The following is a 26,681-nucleotide window of genomic DNA, read 5'->3' as shown; positions in this document are numbered from 1 at the left end:
GTAATCAAAGATGGGTGCTTTTTTGGGTGCATTAGGACGAAGGATGCCGCCAATACTGGCTATGACATCCCCCAGATCAGGTGGTACGGGTATTTCTCAGCCCATCAGCGATGGGGCACCCCGAGTCGTTGAAACACAAGTTTCGGTAACAGAATACTGCCTACGCTTGATGATGTAAATTAGCGCAGCACCATGGCCCTCCACGAAATTACGGGGTAAGGTTGCAGCTATTCTGTACATTCATTTACACTTTTTACGAAATGACTGGCGTGATCACAAAAAAGTTCTTGTCAGATGCCCTATAAGCCAGGAATGATACACGACTGATGTTGATGACCCGAACAGGTAAAGAGGATGGGTATGAAGAATAAAATGTTGCTGGGTGCACTCCTGCTTGCAAGCAGCGTCGTCTGGGCCGCGCCGGCCGCAACAGCTGCTCCCACCGGAATTGATAAGTATGAGTTGAGCGGTTTCATCGCCGACTTTACCCATTTTAAACCTGGTGACACGGTCCCACCGCTGTACCGTACTGACGAATATGCGATTAAGCAATGGAACCAACGCAACCTGCCAGCCCCTACCGCCGGTACCCACTGGACCTACATGGGTGGTGCGTACGTGCTGATCAACGATGCTGACGGTAAGATCATTAAAGCCTACGACGGCGAGATTTTTTATCATCGTTAATAGAAAAAACACGTACTTTCAGCAAGAAAGTACGTGAAATACCCGCAAATCAATTAGTCATAAGATACTGCAAATATCACTTTACTTTGTACTTCCCCAGGCAGTAATGATTCCCCTGTCACGCGAACATATTTCGCAGTGATAGGGAAAGTGTACTGATTACTGATTGCTTCCAGTTTGGTCATTCTGTTCATCAGATTATCCCCCTGTTTTAGGGGAGAAGTCGCGGTGCCATTATATATCTGGAACCCCACCCCTTTGGCGCCATTCGCTATCGTGTTTTTTAGTATTTTCCCGCTTTCATCCCAGTCACCGCGCACCACTTTAAAAGTGACGGGATTGGTAGTAACGTTATATATACTTTCGCAATTCAATACCAGATTTGTGGAACCCGATTTGGTATTATTAACCGTGAGCATCTCATTCAATGTGGTATCTGGCATTTTAATTTCGTATCGGGGTAATGAAAACTGACACATAGTGGGTTGATGCGTTACTGTAAAGCTTAAATTCTGTGTAAAAGCTGAATTACTCGATAAACGTCCGGTAACCCAGCAATAAAGATAAGCTAGCCAGTTTGAAGTACAAGAATTATCAGAGGTAATACTTACTGCCGGGTCGCTCAGACTAAACGCATCACCGGATACTGTCTGCTTAATAGTCCCTGAATTTACATATCTTGCTGAGATGGTGAAACTTTTGGTATCCAGTACTTCGCCGGCACTAACCGTTTTCTTACCAATACTTACTGGAAAATCATTGCTGGTCAGATTGATATTAATTAAAACCTTCTTGCCGCTGCTCCCCTGAATTGCAACAATGTAATCCTTGAGCGGTGTTGTATAATATAAGCTATCACTGTTAGCTGTACACACTATGTTGCCACTGGAACTGAGATTAATTTGATTTGTTGCTGTTCCAGATGTCATATCCAGATTAATTGTCGTTAATCCGCCATTTTTTGTCTGAAATGTACACCCGGCATCAGCACCAAAGGATGACAGCAGCAAAAATATCAAAAATACGTATCCTTTCATATCTTGCATCCTTATCGGCAAATATAGACTTTATTCTCATCAATCACCCTATCGAAGGTAATTGTACAGAACTGTCCCTGCTGTTTATTAACTGCAACACGTACCGACGCGGGAATGTCGTTGGTGCGAATAAATAACCGACTACCCTGCCCTACCAGGCCTACATTATTACCGATATCATCTTCCACTTCATAACCGAAAGATAACGGAGAGCCGTCCGGACGCTCGGCCAGGAAGTACCAGGGTTTGCGCCGATCGGTTTCAAACTCCGTCATCACGACCGCACCGCGATAGGGTACTGTACCTTTTCGATTGCCCAGTAATGCCACATCGCTATTAGTGTCGGAAAGATCCAGCATCAGCATATTTTCACGGTACGGCGTCAGACTGTCGTAAACCGCGTAACCTTTACTGTTGGTCGTTAGGTAACGATGCCCTTGCACAGCCGCACCCTGTAACCCAGGCGCTTTAACAATGGCGAATGTATCTGAAAGCCGGGGAGTCAGAGCCACGCCCTCAGACCACACCACGATCCCCCCCTGAATATTGCCGCTGGCCTGTTGATACTTTTTCGATTGGCTGTAACTACTGCCTACAGTCGCCACTGGCGCGCGCCAGACCATGCTAACGCCCGCCGTTGTCTCATTCCCCTGTCGTTGCTGACTGAGGTTGGCACCATAGCTGAATTGATCGCGATGACCCGTCACCCCGCTTAAGCTGGTGTTATTCGACTGAAAGCCGTCATTATCAAACGTCGTGGAATTAGAGACGAACAGATCGCGTCGAGGAGTGGAAATACCGTCCCCCCACGAGAACGGGATGGAGATATACAGGTTAAAACGCTTATCCTCGTGGTTATCCTCATCGTACGTTTGACTCACGGCAACGGTATAGCTAACTCGCTGCCAAGCGTTAGAGTAGCTAAGTTGATAATCTTTGCCGTTTCCACTGCGTTGCCAATAGTCGCGCCACAGGCCACTGACCGCCAGGGATCCCCAGTTTTCGGGTAACGCTTGATTTATATTCAGTGAAAAACTGTTCTTGCGGCCAAAGTCGTTTTGATAGTAGTCCGCAATGTCATAAACATCGTTTTTATCGCGATTATAGTTATTTTTATTATTCGCCCACACGTAGTCATTAAAGGTACGATAATCCCGCGAGGAGTAACGATAAGCTGCCAGTGCAAACTGCGTACCGGTCTGCGTGACATATTTGTTCCATGCAACCTGATAGCTCTGACCATCAAAAACATCACCATTATCCTGCTCGCTATGCGATCGCGTGGCGTCTACCGATACTGCGCCAATGGGGGTATTCCAGCCAGTCCCAAGCACAAATGAAGAATAGTTTTGCGACAGCATTGTACCGCCATAGACCGTTAGCAGATTGTTCAGACCATACTGATAACTCCCTTGCAGGAAATCATACTGATTGCCAGCCCCTTCAATATGGCTACGCCCTGCAGCGAAATCATATTCCGATACGCCCGACTGCAGCATATTTGGCACAGATGAAAAAGGCACCAGATAATGAGATATCGTACCGTTAGCCTCTTTCACACTGACATCTAAATCTGAACCGCCGCCAGCGAGTTGTAGATCATCAATAGCAAATGGGCCTGGTGGTACTTCTTTCTGGTAAATAACAAAACCATTTTGTTCGATGGTTACCAGGGCGTTGCTCTGGGCAATCCCACGAACTACAGGGGTAAAATTCTGTTTTGAGTTTGGTAACATTTGCATATCGCGCCAGATACGCACACCACGAAAACGTACGGCATCAAAAATATCTGCCCCGGTATACATGTCACCAGCGCGCAATGTACCAAGAATCGACGGCACACCACGTTCCACATATAACGTGTTGCTCTTCCATTTGCCGTTGCCCTCGTTACCTTTCGTATAGTTGTCACTTGAATGCAACTGCCACCCCAGCAGGTTCAACCCGCTATTCAGGTTCACATAGCAGCTTTTATCATCACCACCGTGTTTATAATTACTGTAATACTGGCTGGCGTAATAAGAGGTATAAAAAGCGTTTACCCCACGATCCCAGGTTTCAGGCGGCATATATCCTGGTTCATATTCAATCACATACGCCTGAGGCACGCTTAAATTTAGAATAAACTCCCCAATGTCATAACTAACACTGCCGCCCTGCACTGCTGCACGCAGCGGCACGCAGCCTTCTTGTTTATCCGTTTTAATGTTCCCGGTGCGAATACCAATTTGCTGCAATTGTGCCCAGGACAGACATGTCAGTTCGGGATCGTCTTTAATATCAATATCGTACCGACCACGCCACTTATTATTAAGATAAACATCCATTTCATATATACCGGGCATTGGCTTATCGCCATCAATTTGATAGCGAGAGATTTTCTCACCATTCAAACCACCGATCATAAAGTGGGTATCAAACGTGTCTTCTTCAGCCCATGCGGATGAAGCAGCCAACACCGACAGGATTGACAGTGTAATAGAATTTATCTTTGACATAATCAATCCTTGACTATCTTTCCGTTTTTATTTTTTCACTTAAGTAGTTTCCGTGATCATCAATAAGAGTAACCTTGTAATGATTAACGACAGCAGTGGTGACGACCTTTTTATCTGACCACGGAGCAAGTAACACTGTCTCGCTGTTTATTTTTGAATTACCCACTAGTTCAGGAATAGTAATCCAGTTAGCAGAATTATTTTTGATATTAATGCCACCGCTGATATCTCTGACGCTTAAGCGAGAAAAGCTTTTTTCATCTACACCGGCGATACCCTGCGGGCGATATATAAATTTGATGCGATTCTGCATAGCAAATTTAATCATGTTCTTGCCTTCTGATTCCGCAGAATTAGGAGGAATATCTAACACATTCAGGAAAAAAAGACTTTCACGATCTTCCGGTAGCGTATTTGCCAATTGCTTAATTTTCAGTTGTTGACCAGAGCCTCCGCTGACCTTTGCCACCGGAGGGCTCATTACAAATGGCACGTGGATTTTTTCGGGTGGCAGACTGGTATCTCCGTCATCTATCCAGGATTGAACCAGCGAGCTGCGACTGCCTTCATTCATTAATTGCACGGTAATTTCTTTTTTCTGTGCCGGATAAATGACACGGGTGCCGTAAATGTATATGCCGCCCCACGCAGGCATTACTGTACCGGCCAGTAAAAACACGAGTATTTTTTTCATTATAATTATCCTTACTGCGGAAATAATCGGCGGCCGGAGCCGCCGACAAACAGGATAGTCATCTTAATCAGTAACAACAGTCATCGTCAGCGAAGAGGCCACATCACCAGCGGAGACATCGGCAGAACCAATTTTCGCGTAGCGTGCGCTAAAGTTCAGAGTATATTTATTGTCCGCAGTTTTAGTTAACTCAATACCTGTATCGGGGTTAACCTGTTTAGTAAAATCATCACCATAGTAAACGGTGAAGCCAGCACCATTATTTGCTGCGGTATTTCGTGTAATATATTTATTATTGCTGTCAAATTGAGAACTGGAGAAAGTAATTTTTGGTGCTTTACTTCCTGTACATTCAACCGTCAATGGCACGGTGGTTTTATTTGAGTATCCTTCATAAACACCACCAGCACTTAAGGCATTTAATCTGTCAGCACCAATTTGGTTCATACCAATGGTCGCAGTGGTATCCCCTGTAAATTTACAGGTGGTCCCTACTACTTTACCAGTAATAATCAGTTCACCCTGATCAGAATCAGCAGCAAAAGCCCCAGCGCTCATAACTACAGCGGACAGAACAGCAGCGGAAATAATTGAACGTTTCATCGTATATTCCTTAATAAATTAACTTCTATTGGTTAAGAGGACTTAACCTGTGAAATTAAATTCGCACACCAGAAACGTTACCGCAATGTAAACGCGTTGTTTTGTTGATTTAAAACAAATTGCAAAGAGCAATATAATAGAAACAAATCAGTCGATTTTTTTATTCTTTTAAATTAATAAATTTACGAGATTAACTGTCGGAATGAAATTCTTCAGAGAAATGAGCAGCCACATATCATTCACAATAATAATACATGGCTGATAAAAGACTTTTAATCGTAACGCGTCATCACAATTTGTCGTGTAGCGTCACCGGTGATAGTAACAATTTCAGTTACCGCACCTTTTGTTGGATTGGAAACACCCGCTCTGACGTTTGAAAAGGAAATAGCATTGCCACAGCGTTGCTGCACTTCGTTATTTACAACATCAGCGCTACAGGTGGGTTCAGTTACCCGACCATTGATATTCAGGGTGGCAGTATCTGTGGCGAAAGCAGAAGCGCTCATTCCATAAGCCAAAGTAATAACTCCCAAGAATAAATTTTTTTTCATTACGTTCATTATTCCTGTATCGGTTGGGAAACAGCACACAAGCCGTCTTTCCAGTAGATTATGGATTAACTGCCTCGCTAAGACTAATTGAGATTGTAGATTAATTCGACCAATTTGATCAATTTAAATGATGCATTGAGGGTGTTTATTCAGAAAAAGACATGAATTATACAGTCCAGATAAATAATTGAGTGAGATTTTTCATCCAATATATTCACCGCATCAATTCATTATTGATGTGGTGAATATTTTTAACGCTATTAATTACACCGCGCGGAAGGCAATTTCACCCGGGATCACTTCCCCTTGCCAGTAGAGCTGGGCAGCGACACGTCCTGCCAGGTCGCGGTAAATGGCGGTAAATTCGCTGTCAGGACGGCTGATGACCGTCGGCGTACCACGATCCAGGTCTTCACGCAGAGAAATATGCAGCGGCATCTGTCCCAGCAGTTGGGTGTGATACTGCTCAGCCAGTTTCTGCGCGCCACCGGTGCCGAAGATTGGCTCGTGATGACCGCAGTTGCTGCAAATATGCATACTCATATTCTCAACAATACCCAGCACTGGCACTTCGACTTTTTCGAACATCACGATGCCTTTTTTCGCATCGATCAGCGCGATGTCCTGCGGAGTGGTCACCACAACAGCACCCGTGACCGGAATGTTTTGCGCCAGCGTCAACTGGATATCACCCGTACCCGGCGGCATATCCAGTACCAGGTAATCAAGATCCGGCCATAAGGTTTCTTGCAGCATCTGCAGCAGGGCTTTGCTGGCCATCGGGCCACGCCACACCATCGCATTATCGTCAGTAACCAGATAACCAATAGAGTTTGTCGCCAGGCCGTGAGACATGATCGGCGCCATATGGGTACCGTCTGGAGAGGTTGGACGCTGGTTTTCCGCACCGAGCATCGTCGGGATTGACGGGCCATAAATATCGGCGTCCAGTATCCCTACCTTCGCCCCTTCCGCAGCCAGCGCCAGCGCCAGGTTCACGGCAGTAGAGGATTTACCCACGCCACCTTTACCCGAACTGACGGCTATGATGTTTTTTACACCATTAATGCCCGGCTGGTTTTTCACGCGTTTCAGCGTCGCAATGTTATGCGACAGTTTCCAGTCGATCGCTTTCGCACCAGTAATACGCAATAGATCGGCGCTACATTGCTCTTTTAAGTCCTCAAACGCGCTCTGCCAGACAAACGGCATGACCAGCTCAACGTGCAACGTGTCATCCATCCAGGCGACGTGATGCAACGCTTTAAGCGTCGTCAGATTATGCTTCAGGGTTGAATGCTGAAAATTCGCCAGCGTCCCGGCAACCATCGCGCGCAGGGTCTCTGGTGATTTGGCCTGGGATTGTGCGTTCATCCCGACTCCTTTTTGTTGTTCTGAAAATACAATAGTCACCAGGTAGTTTACTCCAACCGCAACAATTATTCATTTACGGATAAATGCCCTTATCGCTTGGCGCAGTAATTACCATTTTGGTACTATCAAAGCCCTTTTCACTACAAAAGAAGTAATTGCCCACTATGACTCAAGTCGCGAAGAAAATTCTGGTAACGTGCGCGCTGCCGTACGCCAACGGCTCTATCCACCTCGGCCATATGCTGGAGCACATCCAGGCTGATGTCTGGGTCCGTTACCAGCGAATGCGCGGCCACCAGGTTAACTTCATCTGCGCGGACGACGCACACGGTACGCCAATCATGCTGAAAGCACAGCAGCTTGGGATCACGCCAGAGCAGATGATCGGTGAAATGAGTCAGGAGCATCAGACTGATTTTGCGGGTTTTGACATCAGCTATGACAACTACCACTCTACGCACAGCGAAGAGAACCGTGAGCTGTCTGAGCTGATTTATACGCGCCTGAAGGAGAACGGTTTTATTAAGAACCGTACTATCTCCCAGCTTTACGATCCGGAAAAAGGCATGTTCCTGCCGGACCGTTTCGTTAAAGGCACCTGCCCGAAATGTAAATCTCCGGATCAGTATGGCGATAACTGTGAAGTCTGCGGCGCAACCTACAGCCCGACCGAACTTATCGAGCCGAAATCCGTCGTTTCTGGCGCGACGCCGGTAATGCGCGACTCCGAACACTTCTTCTTTGACCTGCCGTCATTCAGCGAGATGCTGCAGGCCTGGACACGCAGCGGCGCGTTGCAGGAGCAGGTCGCCAACAAAATGCAGGAATGGTTCGAATCCGGCCTGCAGCAGTGGGATATTTCCCGCGATGCCCCATACTTCGGTTTTGAAATCCCGGATGCGCCAGGCAAGTACTTCTATGTCTGGCTTGATGCACCAATTGGCTATATGGGTTCGTTCAAAAACCTGTGCGATAAGCGCGGCGACACGACCAGTTTTGATGAGTATTGGAAGAAAGATTCCGACGCTGAGTTGTATCACTTCATCGGTAAAGACATCGTCTACTTCCATAGCCTGTTCTGGCCGGCAATGCTGGAAGGCAGCAACTTCCGCAAGCCGACCAACCTGTTTGTACACGGTTATGTGACGGTAAACGGTGCGAAGATGTCCAAATCTCGCGGTACCTTCATTAAGGCCAGCACCTGGCTGAAGCACTTTGACGCCGACAGCCTGCGCTACTACTACACGGCGAAGCTTTCTTCACGCATTGATGACATCGACCTGAACCTGGAAGACTTTGTCCAGCGTGTAAACGCCGATATCGTCAACAAAGTAGTCAACCTGGCATCACGTAACGCAGGCTTTATCAGCAAGCGTTTTGACGGCGTACTGGCGGCTGAACTGGCCGACCCGGCGTTGTATAAAACCTTCACTGACGCTGCTGCGGTGATTGGCGAAGCATGGGAAAGCCGTGAATTTGGTAAAGCTATCCGTGAAATCATGGCGCTGGCCGATGTGGCAAACCGCTACGTTGACGAACAGGCTCCGTGGGTCGTTGCTAAACAGGAAGGCCGCGATGCCGACCTGCAGGCGATCTGCTCCATGGGTATCAACCTGTTCCGCGTCCTGATGACTTACCTGAAACCGGTTCTGCCAACGCTTGCTGAACGTGTAGAAGCTTTCCTGAACAGCGAGCTGAGCTGGGATGCCATTAAGCAACCGCTGCTCGGTCACAAGGTCAACACCTTTAAGGCGCTCTACAATCGCATCGACATGAAACAAGTTGAAGCGCTGGTGGAAGCGTCGAAAGAAGAAGTGAAGGCCGCTGCCGCACCGGTAACCGGCCCGCTGGCGGATGACCCGATTCAGGAAACCATTACCTTTGACGATTTCGCCAAAGTTGACCTGCGCGTGGCATTGATTGAAAACGCCGAGTTTGTGGAAGGTTCTGACAAACTGCTGCGTCTGACGCTGGATCTCGGTGGCGAGAAGCGTAACGTCTTCTCTGGTATTCGTTCTGCCTATCCGGATCCGCAGACCCTGGTTGGACGTCAGACAATTATGGTTGCTAACCTGGCACCTCGTAAGATGCGCTTCGGCATTTCTGAAGGGATGGTCATGGCGGCAGGTCCTGGCGGGAAAGATATCTTCCTGTTAAGCCCGGACGAAGGCGCAAAACCTGGCCAACAGGTGAAATAAATCAGACATCTCGAGCGCTGCAACTGCAGCGCTTTTTTTTTGCTGAGAGATTTACCTTTAATCTTAAACACACTCCCCCACTCCATTTTCGGACTGCTTAGCCATCGCTATTAGATTTATTCTATACTGCTCTGCTATTAAGGCCGCCCGGCCCCTTAATATTCATTAGAATTATTATTTAGCTTTCGATATTCATAAAATGGAGTTTCCATGACAGCGTTACAAAAATTAGTTTCTCTCGCCGTGGCATCGGTTGTGGTTTTTTCCCTGGCGGGTTGTGGTGATAAAGAAGAGACGAAAACATTCAATGCCAATCTTAACGGTTCGGATATCACCGTCTCTTACACCTATAAAGGGGACAAAGTTCTGAAACAAAGCTCCGAAAGTAAAATCAGCTATGCGTCTGTCGGCGCCAGCAATAAAGAGGAAGCCGCAAAAGTATTCGATGCGTTAAGCGCCAAATATCAAAATATTGCAGGCGTAGAAGAAAAGCTCACCTATACAGATACCTACGCGCAGGAAAATGTCACTATCGATATGGAAAAAGTCGATATAAAAGCGTTGCAGGCAATTTCCGGGATGAAGCTTTCTGAGAAAGCCGATAAAAATATCAGCATGAAGCAAATGCAAACGGTAATGGAATCGGCGGGTTTTAAAGAAGTGAAATAACATCCTGGCGACCCGAAATTCATCGCGGTCGCCAGCGTCGTTTTACGCTTTCGTTTTGTGCACTCGCGACGTCAAACCCCGCAGGAAATAACGCAGAAACTGATCGCCGCATTCGCGATAGTTCTTATGATCCGGCGCGCGCATCATGGCGGTAATTTCCGGCATCGACACACGAAACTTCTGCTCGGTCATAATGGCCAGAATATCATCGGTTTTCAGCGAAAAGGCGATACGCAGCTTTTTCAGCACCGTATTGTTGTTAACACGACGCTCAAGCGCCAGTTCCGGCGCAGACTCGTCTTTACCACGCAGATGATAAATCAGACCGTTTAAAAATCCGGAGAGAATGATATCCGGGCAACGAATAAACCCGGCTTCATCTTCTTTTGTCATCCAGGTATCAAAACCTGCGGAGGTGGATTCCATGTCAGCAAGCGCAAGAATACGCACCATGTCGTTATTGTTCGCTTTCAGGGTGTAGCGCAGGCTACGAAGAATATCGTTACTTAGCATAGAGCCTTCAACTGTCGGTGATGCAATGGCGCGCAGTGTATCAGTTTTACAGTCCAATCGCCTCTTTTAGACTTTTAAGATAACGGCGACTTACCGGAACTGTCAGCCCGTTGCGTAAAATCAGTTCGGCCTGACCGTTTTCTTCCAGACGGATCTCCCGCAATTGCGCCATATTCACCAGATATTGCCGATGACAGCGCAGCAAAGGAGTACGGCTTTCCAGCGTTCTGAGCGTCAGTTCGGTGAAACCTTCTTTACCATCGCTGCTGGTCACATACACGCCGCTCATGCGGCTGCTGATAAACGCCACGTCATCCATTTGCAGCAGATAGATTCGGCTGTGGCCGCTGCACGGAATAAACTTCAGCGCCTGCTGATTCTCCGGCAGTAGCGATACATCCTGCTTCGTGCGCTCCTGACGTAAACGGCTCAGCGTTTTTTCCAGTCGCGCCTCTTCAATCGGTTTGAGAAGATAATCAAACGCGTGTTCTTCAAAAGCTTTCACCGCATATTCATCAAACGCAGTAAGGAAAACAATATACGGACGATGCTCAGGATCAAGCATGCCAACCATTTCCAGACCGCTGATACGCGGCATCTGAATATCAAGGAACAGGACATCCGGACGCAGTTTATGTACCGCGCCGATGGCTTCCACCGCATTCGAACATTCGCCGACGATCTCGATGTCGCTTTGCGCCTGCAACAGGATCCGCAGATTCTCCCGCGCTAACGGTTCGTCATCGACAATCAGCACTTTGATCATGCCAGTTCCTCCAGAGGAAGTCGTAAAGTGATTCGGGTAAAGCGGTCAGGTTCACACGCTACGCTGATGCCAAAATCGTCGCCAAACCGCTCGCGCAGTCGTTTATCAACCAGATTCATACCCAATCCGCTGGCCTCAGACGTTGGCTGATACAACCCGGCGTTATCTTCAATATCCAGCATCAGATACTGCCCTTCGCGGCGGGCCGTAATCGACACTTCGCCGGTATCCAGTAGCTGAGAGGTACCGTGCTTAATGGCATTCTCCACAATCGGTTGTAGGGTAAAGGCAGGTAATTGCTGATACGAAAGCGCATCTGGCACCGTCAAAGTCACCTGCAGGCGCGACTGAAATCGCGCCTTTTCAATTTGCAGATAGGCATTAACGTGCTCAATTTCATCAGCCAGCGTCACAATCTCCGACGGACGTTTTAAGTTTTTGCGAAAGAACGTCGACAGGTACTGCACCAGTTGGCTGGCCTGCTCGCTATCGCGTCGGATCACGGCTTTGATGGTGTTGAGCGCATTAAACAAAAAATGGGGGTTCACCTGTGCATGCAGGAGTTTGATTTCCGACTGCGTGAGCATCGCTTTTTGCCGCTCATACTGCCCGGCCAGAATCTGCGCCGAAAGCAACTGGGCGATCCCTTCCCCCAGCGTGCGGTTGATCGAGCTAAAGAGGCGGTTTTTGGCTTCATACAGTTTGATGGTCCCCATCACCCGCTGGTTTTCCCCCCGCAAAGGGATCACCAGCGTCGAGCCTAATTTGCATTGCGGGTGCAAAGAGCAGCGGTAAGGGACTTCATTCCCATCGGCATACACCACCTCTCCGGTTTCTATCGCCCGTTGGGTGTACGACGACGAAATAGGTTTTCCGGGTAGATGGTGATCGTCACCAATGCCGGTAAATGCCAGCAGCTTCTCGCGGTCGGTAATTGCCACAGCACCGATATCCAGCTCTTCATACAGCACCTGAGCGACCTTCATGCTGTTAACCTCGTTAAACCCCTGGCGCAAAATACCCTCCGTTGAGGCGGCAACTTTGAGCGCAGTGGCGGAAAAAGCAGAGGTATATTTTTCAAACATCGCCCGTTTATCGAGCAAAATACGCATAAATAAGGCTGCACCCACGGTATTCGTCACCATCATCGGCGCGGCGATATTACTGACCAGCCGAAACGCATCGTCAAACGGCCGGGCGATTAACAAGATGATCAGCATCTGCACCAGTTCGGCGACAAAAGTAATGGCACCCGCGGTCAGTGGGCTAAAGACTTTATCGGTACGGCCACGACGGGTGAGCACGCTGTGCACCAGCCCGCCGAGCAAACCTTCCACAATGGTCGAAATCATGCAACTGAGCGCCGTCATTCCGCCCATTGAATAACGATGTAAGCCACCGGTTAGACCGACCAAACCGCCGACCACCGGGCCGCCAAGCAGCCCGCCCATCACCGCGCCGATAGCACGGGTATTAGCAATAGAATCATCAATGTGCAGCCCGAAATAGGTGCCCAAAATGCAGAAAATGGAAAAGGTAACGTAGCAAAGCAGCTTGTGCGGGAGCCGGATCGTGACCTGCATCAGCGGGATAAACAAACGCGTTTTGCTCATGAGCCACGCGATAACGAGAAACACACACATCTGCTGAAGCAGCAGCAACACCAGATTAAACTCGTACATACCTGCCAACCACACATCACTTAAAAGCGCGTAACATACATGGGCTGCGCGTAACTTTCTTTGAAGTGTTGCAAAAAAAAAGGAATTTGTGAGAACGATCACTCGAAAGCGCGAGCATGACTACAAATTCACCCATTTGTTGATCAAAAAACAGACAAAACTACCTAGTTCGCAAAAGAGCGTCTAAAGTAAAACTGGGACCTCGCGAGCATAAGTGAGACGACGATGGCGCTTTACACAATAGGTGAAGTGGCTTTGCTTTGTGATATCAACCCTGTCACTTTACGCGCGTGGCAGAGGCGTTACGGATTACTGAAACCGCAGCGAACAGACGGCGGGCATCGCCTGTTTAACGACGCGGATATCGACCGGATCCGTGAGATAAAACGCTGGATAAATAACGGCGTTCAGGTCAGTAAGGTAAAAATGTTGCTCAGCAATGAGAACATTGATGTGCATAACGGCTGGCGCGAACAGCAAGAAACGCTGTTGAGCTATTTGCAAAGTAATAATCTGCATAGCCTCAGGATGTGGATCAAAGAGCGCGGTCAGGATTATCCCGCACAAACGCTCAACACCCATTTGTTCATTCCGTTACGCCGCCGCTTGCAATGCCAGCAGCCGATCCTGCAGGCGTTACTGGGGATCCTCGACGGTGTCCTCATCAACTACATCGCTATTTGTCTGGCCTCGGCGCGCAAGAAACAGGGGAAAGATGCCCTGGTTGTCGGCTGGAACATTCATGATACCACCCGCTTATGGCTGGAGGGTTGGGTAGCCAGCCAGCAGGGATGGCGCGTTGACGTCCTCGCCCACTCGCTAAACCAATTGCGACCAGAGCTGTTTGAAGGGCGAACCTTACTGGTCTGGTGCGGCGAAAGCCAAACGCCCGCTCAGCAGCAACAACTGAACGAATGGCGCGCGTTAGGTCACGATATTTATCCGCTCGGTATTTAAAGCCAACCAGGATCGGCTCTTAATATTCTGTTAACAAACGTGTACAATCCTTAGATTCACATAAGGAGTGCATAATGAGCGCAGCTAAAATCGGTGTCATTACCCTCTTCCTGCTGATGGCCATCGGCGGTATCGGCGGCGTCATGCTGGCAGGCTACACATTCATTTTACGTGCCGGGTAAGGTGGCTCGCTAATCGCTCAAACCCGCGGTCAACTATCACCGCAGCCAGCGCGACCAGCAGTGCCCCCTGAATCACATAGGCGGTATTGAACCCGCTCAGGCCGATGATAATCGGCGTGCCCAGCGTGTTCGCCCCGACGGTTGACGCGATCGTAGCGGTGCCGATATTAATAATCACCGACGTGCGAATTCCCGCCAGAATAACCGGTGCCGCCAGCGGCAACTCCACTTTACGCAGCCGCTGGCCCTGACTCATGCCCATTCCGCTGGCGATATCCATCACGCTGGGAGAAATTCCGCCGAGTCCTGCCAGAGTTGCCTGCAAGATTGGTAACACGCCATACAAAATCAGCGCGATAATCGCGGGTTCAAGCCCAAACCCCATCACCGGTACGGCGATCGCCAGCACGGCGACCGGAGGAAATGTCTGCCCCACGGCGGCAATCGTTTCCACCATCGGCCTGAATTCCGCGCCCCAGGGCCGGGTTACCGCTATTCCCGCTCCGGTGCCAATGATGACGGCAAAAAGGCTTGAAATCCCAACCAACGCAAAATGACTCAACGCCAGCGCCGTAAAACTTTCCTGCTGATACACGGGACGCGGCAGCGCCGGAAATAGCGAACTAAACAGGGCCTGACTGTGGGGCAACCCCACCAACAGGATCAGAAACAGCGCAACAAGCCATAGCAATGGATCAGCAAGACGTTTCACGGGTCGGCGTCTCCGAAAGCAAATCGCGAAAATGAAGCGTCCCGCAGGGCAACCCCTGCGGCGTCACGACCGGCAAAACATCGCAGCCACGCGCCACGAACACCGACAATGCATCACGTAGCGTCATCTCATCCACCAGCGGCTCGCCGTCTGAGTGTTCACCGCGACGGATAAAATCCCCTACCGTACGCAGCGACAACAGCCTTACGCCCAGTTCACTGCGGCCAAAAAAAGTTTGCACGAAATCATTCGCTGGCGCAGTGAGCATCGACAGCGACGTGCCTTGCTTCACAACTTTTCCCGCATCCATCAAAATCAGATGCTCCGCCAGTCTCAACGCCTCGTCGATATCATGCGTCACCAGCACAATGGTACGTCCCAATAAACGGTGGATACGCGTCATCTCCTGCTGCAGCGCGCCGCGGGTGACCGGGTCCAGAGCGCCAAAAGGCTCATCCATCAGTAGCACCTGCGGATCTGCCGCCAATGCTCGCGCAACCCCAACCCTCTGCTGTTGTCCGCCGGAAAGCTGATGCGGATAACGGTGACGCAAACTCGCCTCAAGGCCCAGCAGCGCCATAAGTTCATCTGTTCGGTCATCAATACGTGAACGTGACCACTTTTGCAGCTGCGGTACGGTGGCAATATTCTGCGCGACGGTCCAGTGGGGAAACAAACCAATAGACTGAATCGCGTACCCCATGCGCCGTCGTAACTCCAGCACCGGCAGGCTGCGGATCTCCTCCCCGGCGAAACGGATCTGCCCGCTGTCATGTTCAACCAGCCGGTTGATCATCTTTAGCGTGGTAGACTTGCCCGAACCTGACGTGCCAATTAATACCGAAAAGCTGCCCTCTCCTAACTGCAGGTTCAGGTCGTCGACGGCTTTTTGCTGGCCATAGGTTTTACTGACATGGCGAAATTCAATCATTATTCGATACCTTTAGCAGCGCGATCCCTAAATCAAACAGCGCATCAATCAACACAGCCAGCACAACGACCGGGATCACGCCCAACAGCACTAAATCAACGGCGCTACTGAGCAATCCCTGAAAGACCAGCGCGCCAAATCCCCCTGCACCAATCAGCGCGGCTATCACCGCCATTCCCACCGTCTGGACCATCACCACTCGCAAACTGCGCAAGAAGACCGGCAGCGCCAGTGGAAACTGCACCGAGATAAACCGCTGACGCGCGCTCATCCCCATCGCCCTGGCGCTTTCAAGTACATCGCGTGGAACCTGATTCAATCCAGCCACTACGCCGCGAACCAGCGGTAAGAGCGCATACAGCACCAACGCAATAAGCGCAGGCGTCAGACCGGTTCCCGCTACGCCAAGCGAACCCAGCAAGGGAAAGTGCTTCACCAGTCCGGCAAGCGGCGCAATTAACAGGCCAAACAGCGCGACGGAGGGAATAGTCTGGATGATGTTCAGTACCGCGAATACCGGCCCCTGACGGGAGACAGAAAAAGTACACCAGACGCCCAGCGGCACGCCAATGAGCAGCGCGGGCACTACGGTAGCGAACAGAATCGTCAGATGCTGCGCCAGGGCGTCGTTAAAGACATCCTGGCGGTTGGCATATTCTTTAAGCAGAGAAAGATCGTTAAACGTACCGGAGAGCAGTAACACCAGCGGCAAAATGAATATTTGTGCGTGCAATAACCAACGCCACGACGCCCGTTCGGTGATGCGACGAATGGCGTCACTGGCTGCCAGCAGCATCAGTCCCAGCCCTAACCAGAACCCGCTGCCCAGGCTGGTTCTGGCCAGCGGGCTACCCGTCTGAGCCAGATACGTTGCCGTTGTGCCGGCGATGACCAGCGCCGCAATCACCAACAGTTGGCTAACGATAAGCGTCAATATATTGCCGGATTTTCCCGGTACAAAGCACAGAAGAAACAGCAACACACAGGCCGCCGCTAATCCCCATGCCATGTCGGGTTGGATATCCCAGAGTTGACGCCCTTCACCGGAAACCAGGCGATTGGGAGCATAGCTAATGAAAGGAAGCGCTGCCGCCGCGATGGTAAGAAACACCAGCAGCAACAGCACCCGATTTACTGAAATATTCGACAAAACACCCACCCGCTGCAAACTCCGTTACTTCGCCCATCCTTTTTGCTTCAGGTAGTCTGCTGCTACTTTTTTCGCATCCAGCCCCTCCACGGCGATACTGGCATTCAGCCGTTGCAGCGTTTTTTCATCCAAGCTGGCAAATACTGGTTGTAGCCATTCTGCCATTTGCGGGTAGTCCTGCAGCACCGATTCACGCACAACGGGCGCTGGCGCATAAATGGGCTGCACGCCTTGCGGATCGCTTAATGTTTGCAGACCGAGCGCCGCAACCGGACCGTCGGTACCGTAGGCCATCGCCGCATTGACCCCAGAGGTCTGCTGCGCCGCTGCTTTAATCGTCACCGCGGTATCCCCCCCCGCCAGCGACAACAGCTGATTCTGATTCAGTTTGAAATCATAGGCTTTTTCAAAGGCAGGCAGCGCGTCAGCCCGTTCGATAAATTCCGCAGAGGCGGCAAGTTTGAACGTCCCCCCGTCTTTCAGGTAACGGCCTAAATCGGCAAGGGACTCAAGCTTATTCTTTTGCGCGACATCCTGGCGAACCGCAATGGTCCAGGTGTTGTTGGCGGGCGCAGGCGTTAGCCAGATCAGCTTATTTTGCTCTGCGTCCAGCTTTTTCACTTTGTCATAACCGGCCTGCGCATTTTTCCACGCAGGATCATTCTCATCTTTAAAAAAGAATGCGCCATTGCCGGTATATTCCGGATAAATATCCAGTTCACCAGAGGTAATTGCCCCACGCACCACCGGAGTGGTACCCAGCTGTACTTTATTAACGGTTTTCACGCCGTGACTTTCGAGCACCTGCAAAATAATGTTGCCGAGCAGCGCCCCTTCGGTATCTATTTTTGAACCGACCGTGACGGGTGACGCGGCCTGTAAGGGCAAGCTGATCGCGGCTAACAACGCCAGCGAACCCACCCAAACTTTTGAAATTATCATGCTGCACTCCTCATTCTTTTACGGCCCTTTTCAGAGACTTGAGGAAAAAGCATAGTCGAAAAATCAAGCCTTAACCTGGCAATTGGGTAGTAACACTGAGAGTTACTCGCGGTAAGGCGATAACACAATAAAAAAAATCCGGCAAACCCAAAGTGAGTTTACCGGATGGTACGATTTCGCAGGCCTGATAAGCGTCACGCTATCAGGCATGATATCAATTACAGCAGTTCAAATTCGCCCTGCTTCACTCTGGCAGAATCCACGCCGATAAAGACGTTGAACTTGCCCGGTTCGGCATCGTATTGCATACGCTGGTTCCAGAATTTCAGCGCTTCAACATCAATTGGGAAGCTAACGGTTTGGGTTTCACCCGGCTTAAGATTCACCTTCTCAAAACCTTTCAGCTGTTTTACCGGACGACTCATTGAAGCGGTAACATCCTGCAAATACATCTGAATCACCGTCGCACCTTCGCGTTTGCCGGTGTTGGTCACCTGCACGCTGGCCGTCACGGTCCCGTCACGCTTCATCGTCGGAGAAGAGAGTTTCACATCAGAAACCGTGAATGTGGTGTAGCTCAGGCCATAGCCAAAGGGATACAACGGACCGTTCGCTTCGTCAAAGTAGCGCGACGTGTACTTATTCGGCTTATCGGCATTATACGGGCGACCGGTATTGAGATGGCTGTAATAGACCGGGATCTGTCCGACAGAGCGCGGGAAAGACATCGGCAACTTGCCTGACGGGTTGTAATCGCCAAACAGCACATCGGCGATGGCGTTACCGCCTTCCGTCCCGGCAAACCAGGTTTCGAGGATCGCATCGGCCTGTTGATCTTCCTTAACCAGCGCCAGCGGACGACCGTTCATCAGTACCAGAACCAGCGGCTTACCCGTGGCTTTCAGCGCGGTAATCAGGTCACGCTGACTCTGCGGAATGGTGATATCGGTGCGGCTGGAGGCTTCATGCGCCATTCCCTGCGCTTCACCAACTACCGCGACGACTACGTCAGACTGCTTCGCGGCGTTAACGGCTTCATCAATCATCGCCTGCGGCGAACGCGGGTCAACCTTCACCGCCTCTTCATACTGGTTGAGGAAGTCGACAATGCCTTTGTCGTTGGTGATGTTCGCCCCTTTGGCGTATACCACTTTGCCCTGCTCGCCGATGGCATTTTTAATCCCCGTCAGCACCGTTACCGACTGATCGGCAACCCCGGCAGCAGACCAACTGCCCATCACATCACGCTTGCTGTCGGCCAGCGGACCGACAACCGCTACGGTGGCGGATTTTTTCAGCGGCAATGTTTCCAGACGGTTTTTCAGCAGCACCAGGCTTTCACGCGCCACTTCACGCGCCTCTTTGCGGTGCAAACGGCTTTCCGCGTTGGTGTCCTGCGGGTCAGATTCTTTAGCCCCCAGATGGCTGTACGGATCGTTAAACAGCCCCATATCATATTTCACGTTCAGCACATGACGCGCAGCGTCGTCCAGCTCCGCCATCGTCACCTTACCTGACTTAATCAACCCCGGCAGGTATTTGCTGTAATACTCATCACTCATGCTCATGTTGATGCCGGACTTGATCGCCACACGCACCGCATCTTCAGGATCGGCGGCAGTGCCGTGCTTAATCAGTTCCTTAATCGCGCCGTGATCGGAAACGGTAATGCCCTTAAAGCCCCACTCATCGCGCAGGACGTCTTTTAACAGCCATGCATCCGAAGTCGCCGGCGTACCGTTCAGCGAATTAAGCCCCACCATCACCGCACCGCTACCGGCGTCCAGTCCGGCTTTGTACGGTGGCATATAGTCGTTGAACAAACGCTGCGGGCTCATATCGACAGTGTTGTATTCCTTGCCGCCTTCAACCGCGCCATAGGCGGCATAGTGCTTGACGCTGGTCATCACCGAATAGCGATCGGCCGGGCTTTTACCCTGCATCGCTTCCACCATGGTTTTGCCCATCGTGGCGGTCAAATACGTATCTTCGCCAAACCCTTCCGAGGCGCGGCCCCAGCGCGGATCGCGCGAGACATCGACCATCGGCGCCCAGGTCATATTCAGACCATCATCGGCGGCTTCATACGCAGACACTCGACCAACGGTTCTGACCGCATCGAGATTAAAGGAGGATGCCAGACCGAGACTTATCGGGAATACGGTACGCTGACCGTGCAATACGTCGTAGGCAAAAAAGAGAGGGATTTTCAGGCGGCTGAGATCCATCACCTGATCCTGCATTTTGCGGATATCCTGGCGCGTGACGGTGTTAAAAATTGCCCCAACCTGCCCGTCTTTGATCATCTCGCGGATGGCTTCTTTCGGGTTATCAGGCCCGACGCTTATCAAACGCAGTTGCCCAATCTTCTCATCTACGGTCATCTGCTTGAGTAAATCGGTAACGAAGGCATCCCGCGCCTCTGGCGTCAGTGGATGGTTACCAAACAGAGTGTCCGCCAACGCTGGTTGCAATGCCAGACTCACCGCGACACCTACAGAACATAGCCATTTCATGTTGATTCTCTCTTTATTTTTTCCCGACGAGGCAGCGAAAATATAACAAAAACCGCAGTTTGCCGTAAGACTAAACGGGAGCGATAAAGAAAGCTAAGGTTATTCTCCTAATTTTCGAAACCAGCGCGAATCAGTAAAAGACGAACCAGAGACAATATGAATGAGAAAGCGTATTGTCATACAAAGCGCTATGCTTGTTCCTGATATTGAGTCCCACCACAAGGAGTGGAGAATGTCTTCCATTACAACAGATAATAAAGCTTTCCTGAATGAACTGACCCGTCTGGTGGGTCATTCACACCTGCTGACAGAACCTGCTAAAACCGCCCGCTATCGCAAGGGATTCCGCTCCGGCCAGGGCGATGCGCTTGCCGTCGTGTTCCCCGGGTCGCTTTTAGAACTGTGGCGCGTTTTGAGCGCCTGCGTCGCCGCGGATAAAATTATCCTGATGCAGGCCGCTAACACCGGCCTGACCGAAGGGTCTACGCCGAGCGGTAATGATTACGACCGCGAGATTGTCATTATCAGCACCCTGCGTCTTGATAAGCTGCACGTCATCGGCAAAGGTGAACAGGTGCTGGCCTATCCAGGAACCACGCTCTATTCGCTGGAAAAAGCGCTCAAACCGTTTGGCCGTGAGCCGCATTCGGTAATCGGATCTTCCTGTATCGGCGCTTCGGTTATCGGTGGCATTTGCAACAACTCCGGCGGCTCGCTGGTACAGCGCGGCCCGGCATACACGGAGATGTCGCTGTTTGCGCGTATTGATGAACAGGGAAAATTACAGCTGGTTAACCATCTGGGTATCGAGCTGGGCCAGACCCCGGAGCAGATCCTGAGCAAACTGGATGACGAGCGTATTAGAGATGACGATGTTCGCCACGACGGGCGTCACGCGCACGATCATGACTACGTTACCCGCGTCAGAGATATCGACGCGGACACGCCCGCACGCTATAACGCCGACCCGGATCGCTTGTTTGAATCGTCCGGTTGTGCAGGCAAGCTCGCGGTCTTTGCCGTGCGTCTGGACACCTTCGAAGCCGAAAAAAACCAGCAGGTCTTTTACATCGGCACCAACCAGCCAGAGGTGCTGACGGAGATCCGCCGTCATATTCTGGCAAAATTCGAGCATCTGCCGGTCGCCGGTGAATATATGCACCGCGATATTTACGACATCGCTGAGCAATACGGCAAAGATACGTTTCTGATGATCGACAAGCTCGGCACCGACAAAATGCCGTTCTTCTTCACCCTGAAAGGTCGCACCGATGCGATGCTGGAAAAAGTGAAAATTTTCCGTCCTCACTTCACCGACCGAGCAATGCAGAAATTTGGTCATTTGTTCCCCAGCCACTTACCGGCGCGCATGAAAAGCTGGCGCGATAAGTACGAGCATCACCTGCTGTTAAAAATGGCCGGTGGCGGCGTGGCTGAAGCCCAAAACTGGCTAAGCGAGTATTTCAAAACCGCTGAAGGCGACTTCTTTGCCTGTACGGCGGAAGAAGGCAGCAAGGCGTTCTTGCATCGCTTTGCGGCGGCTGGCGCGGCTATTCGTTATCAGGCCGTGCATGCGGATGAGGTGGAAGATATTCTGGCGCTGGATATCGCGCTGCGTCGTAACGACACCGAATGGTACGAGCATCTGCCTCCAGAGATCGACAGTCAACTGGTGCACAAACTCTATTACGGTCACTTTATGTGTTACGTCTTCCATCAGGATTACATCGTGAAAAAAGGCGTGGATGCGCATGCGCTCAAAGAGCAGATGCTGGAACTCCTTCGCGAGCGTGGGGCGCAGTATCCGGCAGAGCATAACGTCGGGCATCTGTATCAGGCACCGGAAACCTTGACCCGTTTTTACCGTGAGAATGACCCCACCAACAGTATGAATCCGGGTATCGGGAAAACGAGTAAGCAGAAGTTCTGGAAAGAATCGTAATCCTGAAAAAGATAAGCGCTACCGGGCATGTTGCCGGGGCGCTTTGCTTGCCCGGCCTACTGCTATATTCGCTATGCGTAGGCCGGAAAAGATATCTTATTTAATCGTTCTGTGCGGTTTGCTCGCCCTTCGCCGAACCTGCCGCCGCCATCTGCGCAGCTTTTTGCTTTTTATAGCTCAGCGCCGCCGCCGGAACCGGCATCACCTTGCCCGTTTCAATCCAGGTACGTAAACGGCTGGCATCGGCAAAGTGAGTATATTTACCAAAGGCATCCATCACCACCAGCGCCACCGGTTTGTTGTTAATCACCGTGCGCATCACCAGACAGTGGCCTGCCGCATTGGTAAACCCGGTTTTCGTTAACTGAATATTCCAGTTATCGCGGTATACCAGATGGTTGGTGTTACGAAACGGCAGCGTATACGCAGGGTTGGCAAACGTCGCCATATCTTCACGCGTGGTACTTAACTGGCCGATCAGCGGGTACTGTTTGCTGGCGATCAGCAGCTTGGTTAAGTCACGGGCGGTCGAGACGTTATGAATCGACAAGCCAGTGGGTTCCACAAAGCGTGTCTGAGTCATGCCGAGCGCTTTCGCTTTGGCATTCATGGCTTTGATAAACGCGTTGTATCCGCCCGGGTAATGATGCGCCAGGCTCGCCGCCGCGCGGTTTTCTGATGACATCAGCGCCAGTAGTAACATGTCTTTACGGCTGATTTCGCTGTTCAGTCGTACGCGAGAGTAAATGCCTTTCATCTCCGGCGTCTGGCTAATATCGACTTTCAGCTTTTCATTCAGCGGCAGTCGTGCATCAAGCACCACCATCGCCGTCATTAATTTGGTAATCGACGCAATCGGACGCACAAGGTCCGGGTGGTTCGAATAGATAACTTTGTTGGTATTCAGATCAACGATCATCGCGCTACCGGACGCTATCTCAGGTTGAGAAGCCGCTGCGGTAGTTGCCGTTTTCGCCACGGCTTGGGGTGCAAAAGGAACGGCCAGCACCAGGGCAAGGCTTAATAATGAAACTCGGAATTTCAGCATGATGAGATTTCTGATAATGGTTCACGCACGTCACAACGCACACCGCCAGAGATTAAGTATTATCTCAAGCTAGCTCAGGCATCATAGCGATCCGGCAGGTTTGCTGCCACAGGAGAATCGTCTCGAAATGCTGCGTTGCTGACTTTTACGTCAACAACGCAGCGTAGACAGGTTTATCCGTCAGAATAACCGATAGCCGTAACCCCACAGGATTACCGTAATAGCCAGCAGAACCTCCAGTACCAGCACACCGATTGCCAGCGTCGAACTGGAAAAACTCAACCCTTCCTCACGAGTGATATTCAGGAACGTCGGAATACCGAGATAAAGTAAATAACCGGTGTAAAACAGCGCGAGAGTCCCGACTAATGCGCACAGCCAGACCAGCGGATAAAGTGCGACCAGCCCGCTTAAAAACAGCGGCGTCGCGACATATCCGGCAAAGACCATACAATGCGCCAGCGACGGACGCTGCGGGTAGTTACGCGCCATCCACCAGATAACCCGGCCCATGACGGCAACGCCCGCCAGCATCACCCCGTAAAACAGAATCGCCATTGCAAATCCAGTCAACAGGGATAATTTCAGGATATTGCCATCGCCAAAATCCCAGCCGATTTGTGTGGTACCGATGAACGCACAAATAACCGGGATTGCCGCCATCAGCAGTACATGGTGGGTATAGTGATGCGAAACGCTTTCGTTTTCGCTGTTGATCACATGCATTTCACGATCGGGATGGGAAAACAGCCCCCAGACATGGTTCATACCGCCCCCTTCTTGTCAGCTCCGGACCTCAACAGTTCAAGTATAATTCAGCTTTGGATTAATTTTTGTACAACAACAAAAATGACGAACCGCTAATTCAGCGCTTTTAAACCCCACGATGATTCACAGGGTGTATGCTTAACGTCGGGAGGTCATCCAGACATATGGATATAAACAGTCTTATTGCACATTACGGTTACGCCGCATTGGTCATTGGCAGTTTGGCCGAAGGTGAAACCATTACCCTGCTGGGCGGCGTGGCGGCACATCAGGGATTACTTAAATTTCCTCTGGTGGTTATCTCTGTGGCCCTGGGCGGGATGATTGGCGATCAATTGCTGTATCTGCTTGGGCGTCGTTACGGTGGAAAAATTTTGCGTCGTTTCTCAAAACATCGCGACAAAATCCGCCGGGCGCAGAAAATGATCCAGCGCCGTCCTTATCTGTTCGTGATTGGCACCCGTTTTATGTATGGTTTTCGCGTGATCGGCCCGTTGCTGATTGGCGCAAGCCATTTGCCACCTAAAATTTTCCTGCCGTTGAATATCCTGGGGGGCTGGCGTGGGCGCTGATATTTACCACTCTGGGTTACGTGGGGGGAGAAGTCATTGCGCCGTGGCTACACAATCTCGACCAGCATATTAAGCACTGGATATGGCTGGCTCTGGTGATTGTGCTGGTGCCTGGCGTTCGGTGGTGGTTAAAAAAACGCAGCAGCAAAAGTACAGCCCGGTAGCGCGATGTCTACCGGGTGGGTGCGTTACGAAGCGTGGTAGCCGCCCCCCAGCGCACGGTTCAACTGGATTGAGGCATCCAGCCATTGCCCTTGTAAAAGCAGAGCGTTGCACTGTTCACGTAATGCCGGGATCTTTGCCTCACTGACCCGGGAGCCCGCAATAATTCCGGCATTGAAGCGCGCCTGCGCCAGACCCACTACGCGCAGTGCATCATGCTCAATCTGCTGCTGATGCTGATTCTTCTGCGCCAGGGTTTCTACCTGCGATGCTGCACGCGCCACGTCATTCACCGCATCCACCACGGCTTTGTTATAATTCGCCACCGTCAGGTTGCTTTGCGCTTGAGTAATGTCGAGATTCGCGTTCAGCCTGCCGCTATCAAAGATAGGCAGCGTCAGCCCGGCCGTTACGCCCATTTGCTGCGCGGAATGGCGAAACAAGTCGCTCAGATGTAACGCATCCTGTTGTAAAAATGCCATCAGATTTACATCGGGATAAAACGCCGCTTTCGCCGCATCAATGCTGCTCAGCGATGACTCAATGTACCAGTGCGCCGCCTGCAAATCCGGTCGGCGGGCCAGCAGCGAATAACCTAGCTGGGACGGGAGCTGGCTTTCCACCGCGGGCAGCGGGGTCGAATGGAGTTTCAGGGCTGTGGACTGCGAGTTGGTCAGCGCGCTCAACCGCGCTTCAATCACCTTCATTTTACCGCTGACATCGTTCAGCTGCTGCTCTGTTTTGCTGGAATCGATATCGGTTTCAACGCCTTCCACCGAAGAAGTAAGACCATTTTGATACAGTTGACGATCGACGTTAATGACGTTCTGCTGCTCGGTTTCGATTTGCGTCAACACGGTTTTCAGCCCGGCCTGCGTTTGCCATTCCCAGTAAAGACGAGCCACACCACTCGCCAGCACCTGTCGCGTTTGCTCGCGCTCGGCTTCACGCGCCTTAACGGCCCCAATACGTGCCGTCACTTCGGCCCGATTTTTACCCCACAGATCCAGATTCCAGCCAGCAGTTAAACCCAAGGTGCCGTTGGTGTACCACGGCCCGGTCGTCCCGGCGGCCGGATCGGTAATGGCAAACGGTCCCATCAGCCCTTCGGCTGACATTCTCTGACGCTCCACATCTGCAGAGAAATCGATCTCCGGGCCATCCTGCGCCTCCACAGCCTTAGCCTGCGCCTCTGCCAGTTGAATGCGCTGTTCCGCGACCTGCATATCAGGAGAGTTTCGTAACGTGCTGTCAATCAGCGCATTAAGCTGGGGGTCATGGTATGCCTTCCACCATTGGCTGTCCGGCCAGCCATTTTTTAACGCCGCAGGCAATGTGGTATCGACATTCGCAGCGGGGGTCTGCTGTGACAGAGACTGGCGGTCATCATGCATCGGCGCGCAACCTGACATCAAAATAAAAAGCGGCAACAATGCCGTCGTGACAAAAGCAGAATTACGATTCATGGAGAGACACAGGTAAGAAAAGATGTGCTGAGATTACGACTTGTCGCGTTTCCTTTTT

General features: G+C 51.0%; 23 protein-coding genes and 1 pseudogene. 7 read left to right on the top strand and 17 right to left on the bottom strand.

Annotated elements, in window-relative coordinates:
* Positions 1-354 precede the first annotated feature (354 nt).
* On the top strand, positions 355-687 hold the full coding sequence (locus HV314_RS09370) for an RcnB family protein (protein ID WP_019077205.1): 333 nt from the start codon (positions 355-357) through the stop codon (positions 685-687).
* Between the two features lie 53 nt (positions 688-740).
* Here HV314_RS09370 and HV314_RS09365 read toward each other — a convergent pair whose 3' ends face one another.
* The 6 genes from HV314_RS09365 to apbC form a co-directional block, all read right to left on the bottom strand.
* The gene (locus tag HV314_RS09365) at positions 741-1,724 is read right to left on the bottom strand and encodes a fimbrial protein (protein ID WP_181547896.1); all 984 of its coding nucleotides are present in this window, start codon (positions 1,722-1,724) and stop codon (positions 741-743) included.
* Between the two features lie 11 nt (positions 1,725-1,735).
* A complete protein-coding gene (locus HV314_RS09360; RefSeq protein WP_181547895.1) occupies positions 1,736-4,222 on the bottom strand; it encodes a fimbrial biogenesis outer membrane usher protein in 2,487 nt (828 codons plus the stop codon).
* Positions 4,223-4,235: 13 nt separating this feature from the next.
* On the bottom strand, positions 4,236-4,916 hold the full coding sequence (locus HV314_RS09355) for a fimbrial assembly chaperone (protein ID WP_016156960.1): 681 nt from the start codon (positions 4,914-4,916) through the stop codon (positions 4,236-4,238).
* Positions 4,917-4,979: 63 nt separating this feature from the next.
* Positions 4,980-5,519 carry a fimbrial protein YehD gene (yehD, locus tag HV314_RS09350; RefSeq protein WP_016156961.1) on the bottom strand — a complete coding sequence of 180 codons (540 nt, stop codon included), beginning with the start codon at positions 5,517-5,519 and terminating at the stop codon, positions 4,980-4,982.
* A gap of 272 nt (positions 5,520-5,791) precedes the next feature.
* Positions 5,792-6,073 (bottom strand): DUF2574 family protein, encoded by a 282-nt coding sequence (locus tag HV314_RS09345; RefSeq protein WP_016153685.1) that lies wholly within the window; start codon positions 6,071-6,073, stop codon positions 5,792-5,794.
* Positions 6,074-6,337: 264 nt separating this feature from the next.
* Positions 6,338-7,447 (bottom strand): iron-sulfur cluster carrier protein ApbC, encoded by a 1,110-nt coding sequence (gene apbC, locus HV314_RS09340; RefSeq protein ID WP_016153686.1) that lies wholly within the window; start codon positions 7,445-7,447, stop codon positions 6,338-6,340.
* A 164-nt stretch (positions 7,448-7,611) separates the two neighbouring features.
* On the opposite strand from apbC, the gene metG reads away from it, so the two are divergent.
* Positions 7,612-9,645, top strand: a complete 2,034-nt coding sequence (metG, locus tag HV314_RS09335; protein ID WP_016156963.1) for a methionine--tRNA ligase — start codon at positions 7,612-7,614, stop codon at positions 9,643-9,645.
* Between the two features lie 210 nt (positions 9,646-9,855).
* Complete coding sequence (locus HV314_RS09330; RefSeq protein WP_016156964.1) at positions 9,856-10,314, top strand: YehR family lipoprotein; 459 nt, start codon at positions 9,856-9,858, stop codon at positions 10,312-10,314.
* Between the two features lie 42 nt (positions 10,315-10,356).
* Here the strand turns inward: HV314_RS09330 and HV314_RS09325 are convergent, their stop codons facing one another.
* The 3 genes from HV314_RS09325 to HV314_RS09315 are packed head-to-tail and all read right to left on the bottom strand — an operon-like array spanning position 10,357 to position 13,275.
* Positions 10,357-10,827, bottom strand: coding sequence for a DUF1456 family protein (locus tag HV314_RS09325; protein WP_016156965.1), 471 nt, complete (start codon positions 10,825-10,827; stop codon positions 10,357-10,359).
* A 46-nt stretch (positions 10,828-10,873) separates the two neighbouring features.
* Positions 10,874-11,593: a two-component system response regulator BtsR gene (btsR, locus tag HV314_RS09320; RefSeq protein WP_016153690.1), complete on the bottom strand. Its 720-nt coding sequence runs from the start codon at positions 11,591-11,593 to the stop codon at positions 10,874-10,876.
* Positions 11,590-13,275 carry a sensor histidine kinase gene (locus HV314_RS09315; protein WP_016153691.1) on the bottom strand — a complete coding sequence of 562 codons (1,686 nt, stop codon included), beginning with the start codon at positions 13,273-13,275 and terminating at the stop codon, positions 11,590-11,592. The genes btsR and HV314_RS09315 overlap by 4 nt, the downstream gene beginning before the upstream one ends.
* A 225-nt stretch (positions 13,276-13,500) precedes the next feature.
* Between HV314_RS09315 and mlrA the strand changes: the two genes are divergently transcribed.
* Positions 13,501-14,232, top strand: a complete 732-nt coding sequence (gene mlrA, locus HV314_RS09310) for an HTH-type transcriptional regulator MlrA (protein ID WP_016153692.1) — start codon at positions 13,501-13,503, stop codon at positions 14,230-14,232.
* 74 nt (positions 14,233-14,306) lie between these two features.
* Entirely contained in the window at positions 14,307-14,414 is a 108-nt protein-coding gene (locus HV314_RS09305; protein WP_003027354.1) for a protein YohO, read from the top strand.
* Here the strand turns inward: HV314_RS09305 and HV314_RS09300 are convergent.
* The 5 genes from HV314_RS09300 to bglX all read right to left on the bottom strand — a co-directional run bounded on the left by HV314_RS09300 (position 14,395) and on the right by bglX (position 20,665).
* Positions 14,395-15,126, bottom strand: a complete 732-nt coding sequence (locus tag HV314_RS09300) for an ABC transporter permease (RefSeq protein ID WP_181547894.1) — start codon at positions 15,124-15,126, stop codon at positions 14,395-14,397. The genes HV314_RS09305 and HV314_RS09300 overlap by 20 nt on opposite strands.
* A complete protein-coding gene (locus tag HV314_RS09295) occupies positions 15,110-16,057 on the bottom strand; it encodes an ABC transporter ATP-binding protein (protein WP_181547893.1) in 948 nt (315 codons plus the stop codon). The genes HV314_RS09300 and HV314_RS09295 overlap by 17 nt, the downstream gene beginning before the upstream one ends.
* Positions 16,050-17,216 (bottom strand): ABC transporter permease, encoded by a 1,167-nt coding sequence (locus tag HV314_RS09290; protein WP_016153695.1) that lies wholly within the window; start codon positions 17,214-17,216, stop codon positions 16,050-16,052. The genes HV314_RS09295 and HV314_RS09290 overlap by 8 nt, the downstream gene beginning before the upstream one ends.
* Before the next feature lie 15 nt (positions 17,217-17,231).
* Complete coding sequence (gene osmF, locus HV314_RS09285) at positions 17,232-18,149, bottom strand: glycine betaine ABC transporter substrate-binding protein OsmF (protein ID WP_075849058.1); 918 nt, start codon at positions 18,147-18,149, stop codon at positions 17,232-17,234.
* Positions 18,150-18,367: 218 nt separating this feature from the next.
* Positions 18,368-20,665 (bottom strand): beta-glucosidase BglX, encoded by a 2,298-nt coding sequence (gene bglX / locus HV314_RS09280; RefSeq protein ID WP_016153697.1) that lies wholly within the window; start codon positions 20,663-20,665, stop codon positions 18,368-18,370.
* A 232-nt stretch (positions 20,666-20,897) separates the two neighbouring features.
* On the opposite strand from bglX, the gene dld reads away from it, so the two are divergent.
* Positions 20,898-22,607, top strand: coding sequence for a D-lactate dehydrogenase (gene dld, locus HV314_RS09275; RefSeq protein ID WP_016153698.1), 1,710 nt, complete (start codon positions 20,898-20,900; stop codon positions 22,605-22,607).
* A gap of 100 nt (positions 22,608-22,707) precedes the next feature.
* Here dld and pbpG read toward each other — a convergent pair whose 3' ends face one another.
* Both pbpG and HV314_RS09265 read right to left on the bottom strand, forming a co-directional pair.
* Positions 22,708-23,655 (bottom strand): D-alanyl-D-alanine endopeptidase, encoded by a 948-nt coding sequence (gene pbpG / locus HV314_RS09270; RefSeq protein ID WP_016153699.1) that lies wholly within the window; start codon positions 23,653-23,655, stop codon positions 22,708-22,710.
* A gap of 180 nt (positions 23,656-23,835) precedes the next feature.
* Entirely contained in the window at positions 23,836-24,423 is a 588-nt protein-coding gene (locus tag HV314_RS09265) for a Yip1 family protein (RefSeq protein ID WP_094761991.1), read from the bottom strand.
* A gap of 164 nt (positions 24,424-24,587) precedes the next feature.
* Here HV314_RS09265 and HV314_RS09260 point away from each other — a divergent pair.
* A pseudogene (locus HV314_RS09260) lies at positions 24,588-25,159 on the top strand (DedA family protein).
* A gap of 24 nt (positions 25,160-25,183) precedes the next feature.
* Here HV314_RS09260 and mdtQ read toward each other — a convergent pair.
* Positions 25,184-26,623 carry a multidrug resistance outer membrane protein MdtQ gene (gene mdtQ / locus HV314_RS09255; protein ID WP_029139603.1) on the bottom strand — a complete coding sequence of 480 codons (1,440 nt, stop codon included), beginning with the start codon at positions 26,621-26,623 and terminating at the stop codon, positions 25,184-25,186.
* Between the last annotated feature and the right edge of the window lie 58 nt (positions 26,624-26,681).

The sequence above is a fragment of the Citrobacter sp. RHBSTW-00887 genome, from assembly GCF_013728095.1.
Lineage (GTDB): Bacteria > Pseudomonadota > Gammaproteobacteria > Enterobacterales > Enterobacteriaceae > Citrobacter > Citrobacter braakii.
This window is presented reverse-complemented; position numbering and strand designations above follow the sequence as displayed.

Excerpts from the sequence above, each read along its gene's own strand:
- HV314_RS09265 (WP_094761991.1), bottom strand. The coding sequence starts at position 24,423 with ATGAACCATGTCTGGGGGCTGTTTTCCCATCCCGATCGTGAAATGCAT.
- HV314_RS09360 (WP_181547895.1), bottom strand. The coding sequence starts at position 4,222 with ATGTCAAAGATAAATTCTATTACACTGTCAATCCTGTCGGTGTTGGCT.
- mdtQ (WP_029139603.1), bottom strand. The coding sequence starts at position 26,623 with ATGAATCGTAATTCTGCTTTTGTCACGACGGCATTGTTGCCGCTTTTT.
- HV314_RS09295 (WP_181547893.1), bottom strand. The coding sequence starts at position 16,057 with ATGATTGAATTTCGCCATGTCAGTAAAACCTATGGCCAGCAAAAAGCC.
- dld (WP_016153698.1), top strand. The coding sequence starts at position 20,898 with ATGTCTTCCATTACAACAGATAATAAAGCTTTCCTGAATGAACTGACC.
- HV314_RS09355 (WP_016156960.1), bottom strand. The coding sequence starts at position 4,916 with ATGAAAAAAATACTCGTGTTTTTACTGGCCGGTACAGTAATGCCTGCG.
- osmF (WP_075849058.1), bottom strand. The coding sequence starts at position 18,149 with ATGATAATTTCAAAAGTTTGGGTGGGTTCGCTGGCGTTGTTAGCCGCG.
- HV314_RS09365 (WP_181547896.1), bottom strand. The coding sequence starts at position 1,724 with ATGAAAGGATACGTATTTTTGATATTTTTGCTGCTGTCATCCTTTGGT.
- yehD (WP_016156961.1), bottom strand. The coding sequence starts at position 5,519 with ATGAAACGTTCAATTATTTCCGCTGCTGTTCTGTCCGCTGTAGTTATG.
- bglX (WP_016153697.1), bottom strand. The coding sequence starts at position 20,665 with ATGAAATGGCTATGTTCTGTAGGTGTCGCGGTGAGTCTGGCATTGCAA.
- metG (WP_016156963.1), top strand. The coding sequence starts at position 7,612 with ATGACTCAAGTCGCGAAGAAAATTCTGGTAACGTGCGCGCTGCCGTAC.
- HV314_RS09345 (WP_016153685.1), bottom strand. The coding sequence starts at position 6,073 with ATGAAAAAAAATTTATTCTTGGGAGTTATTACTTTGGCTTATGGAATG.
- HV314_RS09330 (WP_016156964.1), top strand. The coding sequence starts at position 9,856 with ATGACAGCGTTACAAAAATTAGTTTCTCTCGCCGTGGCATCGGTTGTG.
- HV314_RS09325 (WP_016156965.1), bottom strand. The coding sequence starts at position 10,827 with ATGCTAAGTAACGATATTCTTCGTAGCCTGCGCTACACCCTGAAAGCG.
- btsR (WP_016153690.1), bottom strand. The coding sequence starts at position 11,593 with ATGATCAAAGTGCTGATTGTCGATGACGAACCGTTAGCGCGGGAGAAT.
- mlrA (WP_016153692.1), top strand. The coding sequence starts at position 13,501 with ATGGCGCTTTACACAATAGGTGAAGTGGCTTTGCTTTGTGATATCAAC.
- pbpG (WP_016153699.1), bottom strand. The coding sequence starts at position 23,655 with ATGCTGAAATTCCGAGTTTCATTATTAAGCCTTGCCCTGGTGCTGGCC.
- apbC (WP_016153686.1), bottom strand. The coding sequence starts at position 7,447 with ATGAACGCACAATCCCAGGCCAAATCACCAGAGACCCTGCGCGCGATG.
- HV314_RS09370 (WP_019077205.1), top strand. The coding sequence starts at position 355 with ATGGGTATGAAGAATAAAATGTTGCTGGGTGCACTCCTGCTTGCAAGC.
- HV314_RS09305 (WP_003027354.1), top strand. The coding sequence starts at position 14,307 with ATGAGCGCAGCTAAAATCGGTGTCATTACCCTCTTCCTGCTGATGGCC.
- HV314_RS09315 (WP_016153691.1), bottom strand. The coding sequence starts at position 13,275 with ATGTACGAGTTTAATCTGGTGTTGCTGCTGCTTCAGCAGATGTGTGTG.